Source organism: Streptosporangium sp. CA-135522, from assembly GCF_050949235.1.
GTDB lineage: Bacteria > Actinomycetota > Actinomycetes > Streptosporangiales > Streptosporangiaceae > Streptosporangium.
Map to the genome: position 1 here is coordinate 9,057,036 of NZ_CP192026.1, position 14,360 is coordinate 9,071,395.

Sequence of the window (14,360 nt, forward strand, 5' to 3'; positions counted from 1 at the left end):
CGAAAGGGAGCACGATGGAAATCAAAATCGGCGTACGTTCGGTGCACCGTGAGCTTGTAGTGGAGACCGACCTCTCGACCGAACAGGTCGAGGAGGAGCTTGGCAAGGCCGTCGCCGCCGACCGCGGCATCTTCGGCATCACCGACAACAAGGGCCGAAGGGTCCTCGTCCCGATCTCATCCCTCGGTTTCATCGAGATCGGCGAGGAGGAGACCCGACCCATCGGCTTCGGCGGCACCCTCTGAAAGATCCCGTACGGCTCGCGCCAGGTCGTCGTCCGTCGACCATGGCGCGGGTCCGGGGGCGGCCGCGGCACCGGCTCGCCCCCGCGACGGCCGGCTCAGTCCTCGCAGCGCCCGTCTCGCTCGCCCAGGCCGCAGCCATGCGGACGCCTGGCCCGCCGGATGCGATGACGCCCCAGGCTGATGGCCGGACAATCTCCGCCACCCCTGCGTAACACGGCGCGCGAAGTCCAGCGGTTCGGCCCACATCTGGTCAAGGAACTGCCGTAGCGGCGCGAGGCCCTCATATCTCGCACGGTACAGCCGTTCGGCCCCTTCACGCTGCTCGATAAACAGACCTGTCGCCTCCGAGCCGCCGAAACCGCCCGTCTGCCGGGCAGAATCGCCGTCCCGGCTCCCGTCCCGGGCGACCCTTCCCGGGGCCGGGCCGGGCGTTCCCGCGGCACTCGCTTACGGCCCCGGGGGCGACCCCATCTCGCTTACGATCCCGGGGGCGGCCCCCTCGCTTACGGCCCCGGGTCAGCCCTATCTCGCTTACGGCCCCGGGGTCAGCCCCATCGCGGCCATCCGCTTGCCGTGCGCCTCGGTCAGCCGGGCGAACATCCGGGTGATGTCCTCTCCCGCGGCCTCCACCAGCAGCTTCGCGAGCTCCGGCCGGGCGGCGGCCACGTGCTGGCCCTGGCTCAGCGCCTCCCCGACCATCCGCCTGGCCCACAGCGCCAGCCGCCCGCTCTGCGAGGGGTCCTCCTTGAGCGCCGCGCTGACCCGCTCCACCGCGAACTGTGAGCGCCCCTCGTCCTCGATCACCTCCTCGACGAGCCGCCGCGTCGCGTCGTCCACCTGGACGGCCGCCTCTCGGTAGAAGTCCAGGGCGATGCCGGTGCCGACGTACGCCTTGACCAGGGCTTCCAGCCAGTCTCCAGGCGTGGTCTGGGTGTGCCAGTCGTCCAGCGGCCCGACGAACGGCGCCATCGCCTCCTCCGGGTCCACTCCGAGCGAGGTGAGCCGCTCGTGGAGCAGCCGGAAGTGGGCGTACTCGGTCGCGGCCAGGTCGCCGAGAGCGGCCCGGTCGGTCAGCGAGGGGGCGTGCCGGGTGGCGTCCTCGGCGAGGCGCAGGAACGCGGTCAGCTCGGCATAGGCCAGGACACCGAGCAGGTCGGCGACGCCGGCAGGGGAATCACTCATGCAGGCAGCCTACGAGTTGACACGCCCGGCGATTCACCAGGAATACCAAGAAATCGGTTCCTCGTTGTGGTATCGAGTACACTGCTCTGAGAAAGTGCGACCGCACTGTGTTAATCCAGGTCATCTGCTCCTGGAAGCCCCCAAGTCGGCATCATGCCGCAGCGGTCGCTGATGACATGAGAGGGCTAGCCCTTCCGCGAGGACACGACACGGGGAAATTTCAGCCCGTGGTCCCGGCAGGACTGCCTTCAACGGAGATTTAGGCAGGCCAAGCTGACCACGTTCCGAGACCTCGGAGTAGCACCGGAGATCGCCGATGCCCTCGAGACCGAGGGCATCACCATGCCGTTCCCGATTCAGGAGATGGCACTCCCCCTGGCCCTCAACGGCCAGGACATCATCGGCCAGGCGCGCACCGGCACCGGCAAGACCTACGCCTTCGGCGTGGCGATGCTGCAGCGTGTCGGCAAGCCCCGGAAGAACCGCAAGAAGCCCCGCGGGCTGGTCGTCGTGCCGACCCGCGAGCTGGCCGTCCAGGTCACCGAAGACCTGGTGACGGCCGCCGGCAAGCTCGGCTCGCGGATCCTCACCGTGTACGGCGGGCGCGCCTACGAACCCCAGATCGAGGCCCTCAAGCAGGGCGTCGACGTCATCGTCGGCACCCCGGGCCGCCTGCTCGACCTGGTCAAGCAGAAGCACCTCGACCTCGGCCAGATCGACGTCCTCGTCCTCGACGAGGCCGACCGCATGCTCGACCTGGGCTTCCTGCCCGACATCGAGCGCATCATCAAGCTCATCCCGGACGAGCGGCAGACGATGCTGTTCTCCGCGACCCTGCCGGGCGAGATCGTCGCCCTGTCCCGGCGTTACCTCTCCCGCCCCACCCACGTGCGGGCCGAGAACAACGACGCCGAGGCCGAGGCGACACCGCAGACGACCCAGTTCGTCTGGCGTGTGCACCGGATGGACAAGATCGAGATCGTCGGCCGCATGCTTCAGTGCGAGGGGCGCGGACTCACGATGATCTTCTGTGAGACCAAGCGCGCCTGCGACAAGGTCGTCGAGGAGCTCAAGGAGCGCGGCTTCGCCGCCGCGGCCGTCCACGGGGACCTGGGACAGGGCCAGCGCGAGCAGGCTCTGCGAGCCTTCCGCAACGGCAAGATCGACGTGCTGGTCGCGACCGACGTCGCGGCACGCGGCATCGACGTCGACGACGTCACGCACGTCGTCAACTACGACTGCCCGCAGGACGAGAAGGCCTACGTGCACCGGATCGGCCGCACCGGCCGGGCGGGCAAGACCGGCGTCGCGGTGACCTTCGTGGAGTGGGAGGACCTCACCCGCTGGAAGGTGATCAACAACGCGCTCTCGCTGCACTTCGCCGAGCCGGTCGAGACCTACTCGACCTCTCCGCACGTCTTCAGCGAGCTGGGCATTCCCGAGGGCACCAAGGGCGTGCTGCCGCGCGCCAACCGGTCCCGGGCGGGCCTGGCGGCCGAAGAGGTCGAAGATCTCGGCGAGACCGGCCGTATCCGCTCCCGCGGCCCCCGCAAGGGCCGCGAGGAGGAGCGGGAGGAGCGCCGCGAGCGTCCCGCCCGCACCCGGGAGCGCCGCCGCACCCGCGCAGGCCGGCCGAACGAGGACACCGTGGAGGTCGCTCCGGCGCCGCAGGCGGTCGAGACGACCGCCCCGGCCGCGCGGGTGACCGAGACGGTCGAGACGGTGCCGGTGGAGGTGCCGGTGGAGGAGCCCAAGCGTCGTCGCTCCCGTGGCGGTCGCGTCGCCGAGGAGACCTCGGCACCGGTCGTGGCCGAGGTGATCCAGAGCCCGATCGCCGAACTCACCGAGGTGGAGGTGGACGTGACGTCCCGCAAGGACAACCGTGACGACCAGCCCGCCGAGGCCGCGCCCCGCCGGGGCAGGACCCGGAAGGCCGGACTGAACCCCGAGGTGAGCCTCATCGAGGACGCCGGCTTCCAGGACCGCACGGAGCCCGTGACGGAGCGAGCCGACAGGCCGCGCCGCAGGCGTGAGCCGGTGGCCGAGGTTTCGCAGTGGGAGGACGAGCCCGTGATCGACCACTGGGACGACGAGCCCGCGGCGGAACCCGCGCCCCGGCCGCAGCCGGAGAAGATCATTCCGGCGAGCCCGTTCGCGGTGATCTTCCAGTCGCCGGACCTGGCGACGGACGACGACGAGATCGCCCCCTCGGCGGCCTCGGAGCGGGCGCAGAGCCGCCGTCGCCCGCCGAACAGGGGGCCGCAGCGGGGCGCACGCCGCCCGAGCTAGCCGTACCAAGGGAAAAGGGGCGCGACCACGAGGTGGCGCCCCTTTTCACGTCTCCAGACGCACAGAGTCATGTCACCAAGAGAGGTATCGTGGGGCCACGTGAGTACGCCGCGATTTCTGACCCTGCCTCCTGGCGTCCGATCCCGTCAGATCGACACGACGGTGGGCACCTTCGCCGCACTGGAGGCCCTGCCGGTCAGCGGCGTCCCCGAGCGCTGGCCCGCCCTGCTGGTCCCCGGTCTCACGGGCAGCAAGGAAGACTTCATCGCGGTCCTGCAGACTCTCGCCCAGTCGGGGCGCCGGGTCATCGCGGTCGACATGCGCGGGCAGTTCGAGACGAACGGTCCTGACGACCCCCATGCCTACACCTGCGCCGCGCTCGGCAACGACATCGACGTCCTGGCGCACACGATCGGCGGGGGCGAGCCCCTCCACCTGGTCGGACACTCCTTCGGCGGCCTGGTCACCCGGGAGGCGGTCATCGACGGCCGCACCAAGTTCGCCTCCTACACGCTGATGAGCTCGGGCCCCGCCGCGATCGTCGGTGTGCGCGAGCGTGCGGGCCGGATCATGATCGCCGAGCTTCCCGAGTTCGGCCTCGAACACATATGGAACACCCGGATGGAGTCGGAAGCCCTGGCTTCGGGGGTCCCGGACGACATCATCGCCTTCCTCCGCAAGCGGTTGTTCGCCAACTCCGTCACCGGCATGGCCGCGATGACCGAGCAGGTGCTCTCCGCGCCGGACAGGTGTGAGGAGCTCACCCAGGTCGAGATCCCCACCCTGGTCCTGTACGGCGAGCACGACGACGGCTGGCCACCGCGGATGCAGTCCGAGATGGCCGACCGGCTGAACGCCGAGTGCGTGGTCGTCCCGGGCGCCGCCCACTCCCCCGCGGTCGAGGCCCCGGAGACGACGGCCGCCGCGCTCACCAGATTCTGGAACGCGGCCGAGGCCCGCCCGCTGGGCTGAGACCGGCGAGCCGGCGCCGCCCGCACGCCTGTGCAGGGGCGCGGGTGATCAGGGGCGCGGCCGGGCGGTCATCTGGCCACGTCCGCGGTGTCGAGGATGCCGACCCGGCGCAGCCACCACCTCCACACGTCCTCCAGGCCGGGGGAGGCGGCCCACTCGGCCTCGGTGACCTTGCCGCGGGCGTAGGCGGCGGTCCGGTCGGCCAGTGCCTGAAGCTCGGCGCCGGTCACCCAGCGGGCGACGCGCGTCTTGTCGGCGGACGGGGCCGGCTCGCCGGTAACGATGGCGCGGTAGATGGTCCAGTGGTGGCCGGGCGTGCGTCCCTGGCGGACGAGGCGGCAGCACCGGTTGGGCCGCCACCCGCCGGTCATATGCTCCAGTTGGCCGACGATCAGGCCGGTCTCCTTGGTGACCTCCTCGTGGGCGGTCCTTCCCGGGTCGTCGCGGTCGTCGACATGCCCGGTCGGCGGAGCCCAGGCGTGCGGGTACTCGGCCCGTTCGATCAGCAGATACCGGCCGTGCTCGTCAGTGACGATGACGCCGCTGGAGGTGTGGTCGCACACGTCGCGGGCGTGCGTGTTCGGCTCGCACACCCAGCGCTCCAGTGGGGACGGCCCGGCGTCCTCCAGAGCGCGCAGCCGGGACTGAGCAGTGGCCCGGTTCGGCGCCCCGGCCGCGTTGCTCAGACCCATCGCTAAGGCGATCTCGGCGTAGCTGGCTCCCTCTGCTTTCCAGCGGCGCAGCGTGGCGGCCTGGATCGCCTCCAGGCGCGGGATGAGGTCGCGGGCCAGGGCGTGCGCGGTCTCCTCCATGCGGTGACGCCGGCGGGCGCCGGGCCGTCCATCATCGTGCGGGCCGGGGGCAGTGTGGTCCCAGGCGCCCGCGCGCAGCTCGGCCATGGCGCGCAGAGCGGTGTCCAGGCCGGCGGCCAGGTGCAGCGCGGCCTCGCCGAGCAGTTCGGTCTCAGCGACGCCGAGCCGCAGGTGGATCTCGGAGCCGCTGCGGGTGGTGATCTGCTCGTAAGCCGGGTGGGGGTTGGTCATCAGGCTCTCCTTGTATGAGACATAATTCAATATGTATGGAATTTCATACAGAATCAAGGGTATCGAGACCCGCGGACCTTCAGAATCCCTAAAGCCTCATCAACACCTAGAGAGTCAGAGCGCCAGCACATAAGCCCAGGTCCTGCGGCTGTAGAGGCCGAAGAGACCTCGGTGAACTCAAGGGACACCTTTAACACCGGCCCTGCGGCGCCCTCGCATCAAAGCAGGTCAGGGGCATATCCATTGGATTTCCGCGATTACTACCGGGACCCTCATACAGCGTCACGAGAGCCGTGCTCCAGACCCAGGGGCATGGCGCTCGTTTTCACCAACACTCCAAGGCAGTTGATCAGCGAGTGGCTCTCAAACCGACCGACATATGGCTCTCGGATACAGGGTCTGGCGCACATTTCGTGAAGGACCCTGACGGTCCCGCAGGCGGATCACCATGACCTGCGCCGACAGACCAGACAGACACCCTTCGGTCGCCCGGATCGCGATCGTCTGCGACAACCGCTCCCCGCATCTGACCACCAAGCGATGCCGCCGGATGGCGGACCGGGCCGAGGCCGGCAACGTCGAGATCACCTACACCCCGACCAACTCCTCGTGGCTCAACCGCATCGAGGCGCAGTTCACCGCCTTGCGCTACTTCGCGCTGGACGGGACCGACCATGCCAGCCACAAGGAGCGGGGCAGCATGATCGGCCGCTACATCACCTGGCGGAACCGGCATGCGGACAACGTCCGCTTCCGTCAGATCGTCACCAGGACGAACGTCGCCTGAGGCGGCACTAGACGAGGATGACGCGGCGGCCGCGTGTGTGGCCGGCGCGGCTGTCGATGTGCGCCTTTGCGGCTTCGGCCAGCGTGTAGGTCTTGTCGACCGGGATGTGGAGCTTCCCCCGCGCGATGAGCGCGGCGGCCTCGGCGAGTGCCTCCGGCACGCTTCCGGCCTCGCCGGAGAATCGGACGCCGAACTGCGGCGCGCTGAGGTCGGCGATGGAGACGACCTTCTGCAGGTCCCGGGTCAACTCCAGGAGTTCGGGAATCACGCCGGAGCCGGCGAGATCGAGGGCCGCGTCGATGGGACCGAGCCGGCGCACTCTGTCGACCCAGCCGGGGCCGTATGTCGTGGCGAGGGCACCGAGGCTGCGCAGATAGTCCTGGTTCGCCGCCCCGGCCGTGCCGATCACCGTGATGCCACGGTCGCGGGCGATCTGCAGCACCGCGGATCCGACTCCGCCGGAGGCGCCACTGACCAGGAGCGTCTGCCCGGGCTGGACGCCGACCTGGCCGATGATGCGCAGCGCGGTCTCGACCACGGAGGGATACCCGGCCGCCTCTTCGAAGGACAGGCCGTCGGGCATCCGAGCCCAGGCCGAGAGCACGGCGAACTCGGCGTAGGTGTCAGTGCCTTCGCCGAACACGCGGTCGCCGATTTCGAACCCTTCGACGCCCTCCCCGATCTCGTCGACCACTCCTGAGGCGTCCAGTCCGACTCCGGCGGGCAGCCGGATCGGATGGGCCTTCAGGATCTGGCCTTCACGGATTCTCCAGTCGACGGGGTTCACGCCTGCTGCCCGCACCGCTATGCGTACCTGACCGGGGCCCGCGTGGGGTTCCTCGGCCTCAATGATGTGCAGGACGTCCGGACCACCGAACTCGGTGAAGTTCACTTTCTGCATGCGGCAGACCATAACACTAACCGTTAGTTTTTTGAAACGGTCATGGTTTCGCACCTGGTAGTGTTAACGCATGACCGAGCAGTCCGGACGCCGCGAGCGCAAGAAGGCCGCAACCCGCCAGAAGATCGCCGACACCGCCCTGCGCCTGTTCGCCGAGCGCGGCTACGACGCGGTGGGCATCCGCGAGGTGGCCGCCGAGGCCGACGTGGCCGTGACCACGCTCTTCTCCCATTTCAGCTCGAAGGAAGCCCTGGTCTTCGAGCAGGACGAGGACTTCGAGCAGCGCCTCGTGCGGGCGGTCACCGACCGCCAGCCGCACGAGGCGCTCGTCCCCGCCCTGCGCCGCGAGATCCATGCCATGGTGCAGCACTGCACGGCGGACGGCGCCGCCCCGCTGTGGCGCATGATCGAGGAATCACCGGCGCTGCGGCAGTACGAGGAGTCGATGAGACAGCGCCACGCCCGGTCGCTGGCAACGGCCATCGCCGCCGGCCTGGACTTGCCGCAGACCACGCCGACCTGCAGCGCGATCGCACGCTTCGTGGTCGACGCCTTCTCGGTCGCCCGCGAAACGGACGACCCGCAAACCGCGGTGGACGAGATCTTCCGCATGATCGAGGCGGCTTGGGCGGTCGCTGGCGCCACTCCACCTACGCGGGAGAGCGTTGCGGTGTGAGGCGCAGGGGATGGAGAACGCGCCGGCCGAGAACGGATCCCGACCGGCGCGTCGCAAGCTACAGGGCAATCGTTGCCCGATAAGGCATCAGCCGGTTTTGTCCAGGCCCGCAAGCTGCGGCCGATCAGGTTCTGCGCGAGATGACCATGATGTATTCGCAGGGAGCGTTCGTTCGGTTGGCGAAGCCGTGGTCCGCGTCGGCCTGGAAGAACAGGGAGTCGCCTGTGTTCAGGGTCTCGTTGATCCCGCCGATCGCGACGGTGAGGGTGCCTTCGAGCACCACGAGTTGTTTCTCCGTACCCGGCGGATACGCGGGCAGCAGCCCGGTAGAGACCTGCGCGGGGAGGTAGTGGACGACCATCTCGGCTCCTCCCGCGCCCGGGGCCGCTGACACCATGTGCCGCTCGAAGCCGGTTTCCGGGTCACGGAAAACGGGGCGATCGTTCTTGCGCATGACAACGGCCACACCAGACGCGGCAGCAGCCGGCGCACCGATCAGGTCCGAGAGCGACGCGTCGAGCGCGTGGGCGATCCTAGACGCGACGCCGATCGTCGGGCTCTTCTCACCGCGTTCGACCTTGGACAGCATCGCCCGGCTGACCGACGACTGTGTGGACAGCTGCTCCAGCGTCAGGCCCGCCTCCTCGCGGCGTCGCCGCACGTTACCGCCGAATGCGCCGGCCAGGTCGTCACCGTGCTGTAGTTCGGCCGTGTTTCCGTCTTGCTCGATCACCGTGCTCCTCGATCGATGGGTACCTCGCTCGCCCACAGTGTAGGGTTTCTCCTAAAGAAGATATGGTCTTCTATTGGAGACGCGCGATGTGCGCCGGACACGACGGAGGTTCCATGCGTTTGATCTCGAGTGGCCAGCACCATGCCACGTTCGAATTCGGCGATCTGCAGGTGATCTCGTTGCGAGACGGGTACATCGACATGCCGCCGACACGGCTCCGCGACGAGGATGGGCGCACGCTCGATGAGCTGCCAGCCGCCGTCCCGCTGGCCGGCGACAACTTGCGGCTGTCGGTCAACGCCTTCTTCATCACCGACGGCACGCGGTCGGTTCTCATCGACACCGGCGCGTCCAACGCCTGGCACGACCCCACCATGGGATTGATCTACGACGCGCTCGACGAAGCGGGAATCGACCGCGCGCATGTCACCGATGTGGCCATCACCCACAAGCACGAAGACCACGTGAGCGGCCTGATCGCGCCAGACGGTTCAGAGGCGTTCACCAAACTCGAGCGTGTGTGGATCGGCGCGGGCGACACCTCGGTGTTCACCGGGCGGCTCGAGCCGATCCGCGACCGGGTCGTACCCGTGTCGGAGAAGGTCGCGATCAACGACTGGACCACCGCGATCCCGACACCGGGCCACACACCCGGTCACACCGTCTACGAGGTCAGGAGCAGCACCGGCCACCTTCTCGTCTGGGGCGACACCGTTCACGTTCCCACGCTCCAATTCGATCAGCCGAACGTGTCCTGGGAGCTCGACGGCAACCAGTCCCAGGCCCGCGCCGCGCGAGCGGCCCTCCTCGAACAACTGACCCAACCACACCACTTCGTAGCCGGCGCCCACCTCGACTCACCCGGCATCGCCCGCGTAACCGCCTCCGGCGACGGTTATGCGCTGGAGTACCTCGCACCACCGATCGGCTGATCGAGCCTGTCGGCTCCGGGCCGCGCTCGCGATGGCGGCCAAGGAGGGCAAGCTCGTCTGGCCCGGCTGGTCGCCCACGAACTCGACCACCTGGACGGCCGCCGCGACACCAGCCGCACGCGCGACGGCCTCCAGCCCATCCCGGTCGAGGTATACCGCGGCATCGGCGGCGCCCGTGGATCCACGGGCGCCGCCCGGCGACCTGATCAAACGTGACGGTCGGCGGAAACTTCCGAGAACACGGACTCCGTCGAGCCGAGACGGCGGGGCGCCCGCCCCACCCCGCTACCCGCCGCCTACGAGCACCTGCTCGCCGACTACACCGCCTCGCTGGAACAAGTGCCGCCGGCGGCCGACACCCGCCGCACCTACGCCTCCCGGGTGCGGATGTACCTGGCGTGGCCGACCGAGCGACCCGCCACCGGCGGCGACCCGCTCATCGACGCCCATGCCCGGGACTGGGCGGTGCGTGACTACCGTCGCTACCTGTTGCGTGAGGCCCACCCCAAACGCTCGGTGCGCTACGTCAACAACGCCCTGGCCGCACTCGACGACTTCCACCTGCGGCGCGGCCTGGCGCGCCTCGAGCGCGAGGCCGCCAAGCACAGAAGACGTCAGTGGTGACAGACCCGACAGACGATCCGATCCGGCGCCGGCGCGCGGGAAGCATGCGCTGAGCTCATGTTTAAGGCAACTGAAAGTGTCGGTTCCTAACGTTCTGCGCAGGCAACTTCAACCGCAAGGAGTGACATGAGGTTAATCGCAGCTATCACCGCCACGATGGTGCTCGCCTCCTCCCCGGCTGCGGCCGAACCCGAGGAGAGCGACCGGGAGATCCCCCTGGCGCGCATCGAATACACGACCGGTCTCACCGTGAGCTTCTCCGACAGCCAGCCCTCCAACGAAGTGGGGATGTCCCAGCTCGGGATCATCGGCCGCGCGCCGCTCATCGCCTGGGAGCGGAGCAACAGCTACCTGCAGACCTACCTGGAGATCACCCCGCCCGACGTGCCAGTGCCCCAGCGCCTCGTCGATGACCACGGCACCGACCTCCCCGCCGAGCTGCAGCGGCGGCGGATCACCAGCGAGCCGGTCACCGTACGCGGCCTGACCGCTCCCGCCGGCGCCGTGCTCTCCGCCTCGTGCACCGCCGAACACTGGGGCTGGCACCTCTGGCACGACAACGCCCAGGCCGGCCTGGCTCCCAAGTCGTACACCACCCTCGACTTCGGCGGTTTCAAGGAGCGTCGCGCGGAGAGCTTCATCTTCAACTGCCTGCCGGTGGACTCGCCGAGTTACCTGTGGGCCCGGCACCGGCTGTACTACTGGAACGGCACCAGCTGGTGGAAGCAGGCGGACGAGAAGGTCGGCCCTGGGCTTCAGGCGGAAGAGGTCAAGGGCAAGGTCAAGCTCCACCGCAAGGTCACCTATGACGACGGCTGGGGGTCCAGCCCTAACTGCCTCAGTGGGACTTGCAAGTACACCCGTGAGGGACGTTTCACCAGCTGACGGGTGACTGGTCGCCTGCGGAAGGCTCAACCGTACAATGAAGAAACCCCAGCCTGGCTGTGCCCGGCTGGGGTTTCTGCGCTGTGCGCCGCCAGCGACCCGAACCCCGGACGCTCAGCCGCGCCCAGCAGCAGGCCGTTCAGCGCGGTCCGTAGGGGTCCCGGTCCACACTTGCGGCCCGGTCCGCTCTTCTCACCCGGTCCACCTGTGTTTTCCTCCTTCGAGCCACCCCTGTTGGACGCCCCGTCGAATGCCATGTAATTATCTACTTACTATGGCGAGCATCGAAGACATCGTCGTCCAGCCCCCGCACACCGTGACGTGGCTGGTGCACATCGACCGCTCCATGTGGGTCGGCGGGGTCCGGGGCCTCATGCTCCAGGCCCTGCACCCGCTCGCGATGCGCGGGGTCTGGCAGAACTCCAACTTCCAGGACGATCCGTTCGGGCGGCTGCGCCGTACCGCGGACTTCGTGGGCCGCGTCACCTTCGGCAGTCCGGCGGAGGCCGACGAGATCGGCCGGCGGGTCCGGGGAATCCACCGCCGGCTGCGCATCGACGACCCCGACACCGGCAGGACGCACCGGGTGGACGATCCCGAGCTGCTGCTGTGGGTGCACTGCGCCGAGGTCTCGTCCTATCTGTCGGTGGCGCGGCGGGCGGGACTCGGCCTCACCGACCGGCAGGCCGACCGCTACCTGGCCGAGCAGCGCCGCAGCGCCACCTACGTGGGCCTGCACGCCGAGGACGTGCCCGGCTCGATGGCGGAGATGGAAGACTACTTCGCCCTGATGCGCCCCCGGCTCAGGGTGACCCCGGAGTCCGCCTCCACGGTGCGCTTCCTGCTGTGGCCGCGCCTGCCCGCCGAACTCCGCGCGCTCGCCCCCGGCAAGCCCGCCTACTTCCCGTTCGGCGCGCTGTGCTACTACTCGCTGCCCGACTGGGCGCGGCAGATGTACGGCGTGCTGCCCGACGTGCCGCCGAGCACCGTGGGCGCGGCGTTGAAGGCCTTCCGCCTGGGCATGAACTCCGTGCCCGAGCCCGTCCACGACCGCGCGTTCATGCCCGCCACCCGCGACATGCTCGCCGGGGCACGGGCCCGCCTGGGCGCCGTGGGCTACGACGTCAGCAGAGGGCTCAAAGGCCTGACCGACCCCCGCCGCTGGCCGGAGCGGGTCCCTGACGCCGCCTGAGCGGCCTCGCCGGGCGCCCGCCGTCCGCCGGGATCGCCGGCCCCGCGTGTGACGGGCCGCCCGTATGACAGGGCCGCTCATGTGACGGGGCCACCCGGGTGGCAGAACCGCCCGTGTAACAGGACCGCCCGTATGACAGGACCGCCCATGTGGCAGGGCCGCCCGGGTGACAGGACCGCCCATGTGGCAGGGCCGCCCGGGTGACGGGCCGTCAGTCGGCGAGGCCGTCCCAGGGCTGGCGGTCGCCCGAGGCCGCCTGGCCCTCCGGGCAGTGCCTGCGGAAGTCACACCAGGAGCAGAGCGGGCCGGTCTTGGGCGGAAAGAGCGCGTCGATCTCCTCGGGGACCTTCGGCGGGGTGCGGTCGGCGCCCCCGGCACGTGCCGCACCGGCACGCACCGCACCGGTACGCGCCGTACCGGACCAGGCCCGGTAACGGTCTTCGGCCGCGGAGGCCTCGACCGCTATCTCCTCGGCCCGGCTCAGATGGCGGGCCAGGGACTCGTCGGTGTGCTCCCACTCGACGACCGAACCGGTCGGCAGGTGGTGGAGCTCGACCCGGTGGCACGGGCGGTGCATCATTCGCGAGGAAGCGATGGCGTAGAGGGCCAGCGCGAGCGACGATCGAGTGTCGTCCGAGGTCAGGGGACGACGGCCGGTCTTGTAGTCGACCACGACCAGCTCCTCGCCGCGCCGGTCGAGCCGGTCGACGCGGCCGGAGACGGCGATGACGGAGGTCCTGGTGGCGACGGTCCGCTCGACGCCGACCGGATCGTCCGCGGGGTCGAGGCTCGCGACGTATCCGGCGGTCATCTCGCTCGCCCGGCTCCGCCAGGCCGCCGACTGCTCGGCGTCGCGGAACCCCTCGTTGATCCATCCGCTGCCGACCAGGACGGCCGCCGTCACCGGCGTCCGCCGTTCGTACGGCTCGCGCCACCATCCGGCCAGGGCGTTGTGCACGCTGACCCCCACGCTGTTGTGCGCCCAGGGCGGCCCCTTCTGGGGCGAGGGCCGGTCCAGATAGGTGAACCGGTGGCGCCGGGGGCATTCCAGCCAGGTGTTCAGCCGCGACGGCGTGCAGGAGTACAGCCGCCGCGGCATGCCCTCAAGAGGGAGCTGGTCCATGGAGGACTACTCGTCGAGGAGCTTCAGGTGGATTCCGGCCGCACGTGTCCCGTCGCTCAGCGGGCCCTGGTTCTCCTCGGTCACGGCACCGCGGGTCAGCGAGCCGGACAGCCAGGCGTCGAACTGCGGCTCCAGGTCGCCGATGGTGCTCTCCTCACCGTGCGCCGGCAGCACGCGGGTGCGGTGCGGCAGGGTGAACAACCGGCCGCCGATCGCGGTGAGCTGGTCGGCCAGCGCCGGATACTCCCCGCCGACCTTGCCGGGCCCGTCGGCCTGCAGCGTCTTGCCGGTGAAGACCACGTCGAGGTCCTCGCAGTACAGCGAGACGCCGCCCTGGGAGATGCCGGGGGTGCTCATGACCTCCAGCCGGACGTCGGCGACGCCGAACACGCCCTCGTCCTCCATGTCGATGTCCGGCCAGGTGTCCGGCCAGGTCAGCCGCCACAGCGGCCGGTCCTTGGGATGGAGGGCGATCTCGGCCTCGTCCCGCGCCGCCACCTCGATGGCCGCGCTCACGTGGTCGGGCAGGCCATGAGTGCAGATGACGGCCAGCACCTCCCGCTCGCCGACCTTCTCCAGGATCTTCTCCGCGTCGCGCGCGGGATCGATGACGATGACCTCCTCGTCGTCACCGAGGATCCAGGTGTTGTTCTCGACCTTGTGCTCGGCGCCGTCGACGTCGACGACGCCCTCGGTCACCACTCGTTCGATACGCGCTGTCACGCTTCCGAACTTTACTGCCTCGCTCCGCCCCGCGGCTCGGACGCGAGTAACGG

Annotated in this window: 15 protein-coding genes; 9 read left to right on the forward strand and 6 right to left on the reverse strand. The window is 69.5% G+C overall.

The genetic code is table 11. The features are described from left to right. Window positions 1-14 precede the first annotated feature (14 nt). Entirely contained in the window at window positions 15-245 is a 231-nt protein-coding gene (locus tag ACQPYK_RS42535) for a DUF3107 domain-containing protein (protein WP_433244937.1), read from the forward strand. 531 nt (window positions 246-776) lie between these two features. Here the strand turns inward: ACQPYK_RS42535 and ACQPYK_RS42540 are convergent. Then, window positions 777-1,427 carry a ferritin-like fold-containing protein gene (locus tag ACQPYK_RS42540; RefSeq protein WP_433244940.1) on the reverse strand — a complete coding sequence of 217 codons (651 nt, stop codon included), beginning with the start codon at window positions 1,425-1,427 and terminating at the stop codon, window positions 777-779. A gap of 363 nt (window positions 1,428-1,790) precedes the next feature. On the opposite strand from ACQPYK_RS42540, the gene ACQPYK_RS42545 reads away from it, so the two are divergent. Continuing rightward, window positions 1,791-3,716: a DEAD/DEAH box helicase gene (locus tag ACQPYK_RS42545; RefSeq protein ID WP_433244943.1), complete on the forward strand. Its 1,926-nt coding sequence runs from the start codon at window positions 1,791-1,793 to the stop codon at window positions 3,714-3,716. 99 nt (window positions 3,717-3,815) lie between these two features. After that, on the forward strand, window positions 3,816-4,688 hold the full coding sequence (locus ACQPYK_RS42550; RefSeq protein ID WP_433244946.1) for an alpha/beta fold hydrolase: 873 nt from the start codon (window positions 3,816-3,818) through the stop codon (window positions 4,686-4,688). 68 nt (window positions 4,689-4,756) lie between these two features. Here ACQPYK_RS42550 and ACQPYK_RS42555 read toward each other — a convergent pair whose 3' ends face one another. Beyond that, window positions 4,757-5,731 (reverse strand): NUDIX domain-containing protein, encoded by a 975-nt coding sequence (locus ACQPYK_RS42555; RefSeq protein ID WP_433244949.1) that lies wholly within the window; start codon window positions 5,729-5,731, stop codon window positions 4,757-4,759. A 448-nt stretch (window positions 5,732-6,179) separates the two neighbouring features. Here ACQPYK_RS42555 and ACQPYK_RS42560 point away from each other — a divergent pair, with 448 nt between their 5' ends. Then, window positions 6,180-6,518, forward strand: coding sequence for a hypothetical protein (locus ACQPYK_RS42560; RefSeq protein ID WP_433244952.1), 339 nt, complete (start codon window positions 6,180-6,182; stop codon window positions 6,516-6,518). 7 nt (window positions 6,519-6,525) lie between these two features. Here ACQPYK_RS42560 and ACQPYK_RS42565 read toward each other — a convergent pair whose 3' ends face one another. Then, window positions 6,526-7,419, reverse strand: coding sequence for an NADP-dependent oxidoreductase (locus tag ACQPYK_RS42565; protein WP_433244955.1), 894 nt, complete (start codon window positions 7,417-7,419; stop codon window positions 6,526-6,528). A 70-nt stretch (window positions 7,420-7,489) separates the two neighbouring features. Here ACQPYK_RS42565 and ACQPYK_RS42570 point away from each other — a divergent pair, with 70 nt between their 5' ends. After that, window positions 7,490-8,095 (forward strand): TetR/AcrR family transcriptional regulator, encoded by a 606-nt coding sequence (locus ACQPYK_RS42570; protein WP_433244958.1) that lies wholly within the window; start codon window positions 7,490-7,492, stop codon window positions 8,093-8,095. Between the two features lie 124 nt (window positions 8,096-8,219). Here the strand turns inward: ACQPYK_RS42570 and ACQPYK_RS42575 are convergent, their stop codons facing one another. Then, window positions 8,220-8,828, reverse strand: coding sequence for a helix-turn-helix domain-containing protein (locus ACQPYK_RS42575; RefSeq protein WP_433244961.1), 609 nt, complete (start codon window positions 8,826-8,828; stop codon window positions 8,220-8,222). A gap of 86 nt (window positions 8,829-8,914) precedes the next feature. Here ACQPYK_RS42575 and ACQPYK_RS42580 point away from each other — a divergent pair, with 86 nt between their 5' ends. From ACQPYK_RS42580 to ACQPYK_RS42595, 4 genes are all read left to right on the forward strand, one after another. Further along, window positions 8,915-9,760: an MBL fold metallo-hydrolase gene (locus tag ACQPYK_RS42580; protein WP_433244964.1), complete on the forward strand. Its 846-nt coding sequence runs from the start codon at window positions 8,915-8,917 to the stop codon at window positions 9,758-9,760. A 339-nt stretch (window positions 9,761-10,099) separates the two neighbouring features. Beyond that, window positions 10,100-10,384 carry a hypothetical protein gene (locus tag ACQPYK_RS42585; protein WP_433244967.1) on the forward strand — a complete coding sequence of 95 codons (285 nt, stop codon included), beginning with the start codon at window positions 10,100-10,102 and terminating at the stop codon, window positions 10,382-10,384. Window positions 10,385-10,510: 126 nt separating this feature from the next. Beyond that, entirely contained in the window at window positions 10,511-11,269 is a 759-nt protein-coding gene (locus ACQPYK_RS42590; protein ID WP_433244969.1) for a hypothetical protein, read from the forward strand. A gap of 274 nt (window positions 11,270-11,543) precedes the next feature. After that, on the forward strand, window positions 11,544-12,461 hold the full coding sequence (locus tag ACQPYK_RS42595; RefSeq protein ID WP_433244972.1) for an oxygenase MpaB family protein: 918 nt from the start codon (window positions 11,544-11,546) through the stop codon (window positions 12,459-12,461). Window positions 12,462-12,672: 211 nt separating this feature from the next. Here the strand turns inward: ACQPYK_RS42595 and ACQPYK_RS42600 are convergent, their stop codons facing one another. Then, on the reverse strand, window positions 12,673-13,584 hold the full coding sequence (locus tag ACQPYK_RS42600; protein WP_433244975.1) for a RecB family exonuclease: 912 nt from the start codon (window positions 13,582-13,584) through the stop codon (window positions 12,673-12,675). 6 nt (window positions 13,585-13,590) lie between these two features. Next, the gene (locus tag ACQPYK_RS42605) at window positions 13,591-14,307 is read right to left on the reverse strand and encodes an MBL fold metallo-hydrolase (RefSeq protein WP_433244978.1); all 717 of its coding nucleotides are present in this window, start codon (window positions 14,305-14,307) and stop codon (window positions 13,591-13,593) included. Window positions 14,308-14,360: the final 53 nt, after the last annotated feature.